Source organism: Streptomyces sp. ID05-39B (assembly GCF_033794725.1).
GTDB classification, from domain to species: Bacteria; Actinomycetota; Actinomycetes; order Streptomycetales; family Streptomycetaceae; genus Streptomyces; species Streptomyces bobili.
Genome location: NZ_JARGEF010000510.1, coordinates 1 through 1,226 on the forward strand (window position 1 = coordinate 1; position 1,226 = coordinate 1,226).

General features: G+C 66.1%; 2 protein-coding genes. Both read right to left on the reverse strand.

Annotated features, from left to right (window positions below; translation table 11 throughout):
• On the reverse strand, nucleotides 1-119 hold a 119-nt coding region (locus tag P1P75_RS41565), incomplete at its 3' end, for a DUF397 domain-containing protein (protein WP_319265252.1).
• Between the two features lie 9 nt (nucleotides 120-128).
• The gene (locus P1P75_RS41570; RefSeq protein ID WP_319265249.1) at nucleotides 129-980 is read right to left on the reverse strand and encodes a helix-turn-helix transcriptional regulator; all 852 of its coding nucleotides are present in this window, start codon (nucleotides 978-980) and stop codon (nucleotides 129-131) included.
• Nucleotides 981-1,226: the final 246 nt, after the last annotated feature.

The window sequence follows — 1,226 nt, forward strand, 5'->3', positions numbered from 1 at the left end:
GTGGGGGTGTCGCTTTCGCGGAGGTGGATGCGGGTGGGGGAGGACGCCAGCTCTAGGCAGTCGTTGCCCTCGCCGCCGCCGGAGAAGGACGACTTCTGCCACTTGAGGCGGGTGGACATGGCTGCTCCTCACAATTCCCTGATGAGTCCGTTGATGAGGTCGCGTGACTGACCGGCGTCCAGTGACGCTCGCTTCACCCTACGGAACAGCTCCCGGAAGTGCTCCAGTTGGGCCGCGGAGTCGATGAAGGCGGTGCCGTGTGGGGCGTCACGTACGACGGTGTCCAGCTGGGGTACCACGCCGCCTACGTGCACCATGGCGCTTCCGGCGCCCGCGAAGTCGTCCAGACCGAACGGCACGACGCGCACCGCGATGTGCTCAGCTTCGGACGCCTCTAGGATGCGGGTCAGTTGGATCCGGGATGCAGCCCGGCCGGCCACCCTGATGCGCAGAGCCGCTTCGTGGATCACCGTCTCGTAGGGGATGGGGTCGGCACCCTCGATGACGACCTTTCGTCTCATCCGGTGACTGACCCTGTGCTCTACCTCGCTCTCCGGGAACTGCGGGTTCATGTAAGCGAAAAGAGCGCGCGCATAGGCCTCTGTCTGGAGAAGGCCGGGCACGTGGATGACTGCCACGTCGTGGCGGAACGTCGCATGGTGATCCAGCTCGGAGAGGTCGAGATAGGCGGCGGGAAGGATGCGCCGGTACTCCTCCCACCAGCCGCGTGTCCGGTCCGTGGCCATCGCGACCAGTGCGTCGATCAACTCCGAATCGGAGCAGGCGTAGTTGGCAGCAAGGCGGCGCACGCGCTCCTCGCTGACACCCGCGACGCCGGACTCGATCTGACTCACCTGAACCGAGCTGACGCCCAATAGGGCAGCAGCTTCGGTGGCCTTCAGTCCGGCGCTGTCCCGGAGCCTGCGGAGTTCGGCACCCAGGCGCGCCTGTCGTGCTGTGGGGTGCCGTCGCGTCGCCATGCCAGCTCCTCAACCTGCTGTGCGGTATGCCCCGTTCGGGTGTCAGATTACGCGAACGGCTTGCGTGGTCATAACTTTCAGACCTACCGTCAGTGATGTCTTGAACACCCCGCGGAAGCGCACCGCACCGTCCTGCCATGGCGGTCGCGGCAATGCCACCGCGCGCTCACTCACCCTCCCGCCATCCGGAGCTGACGCATGCCTGAAACCACCCCCGCCCCCTCCTGGGAGTACTCCCTCTCCCTC

Excerpts from the sequence above, each read along its gene's own strand:
- P1P75_RS41570 (WP_319265249.1), bottom strand. The coding sequence starts at position 980 with ATGGCGACGCGACGGCACCCCACAGCACGACAGGCGCGCCTGGGTGCC.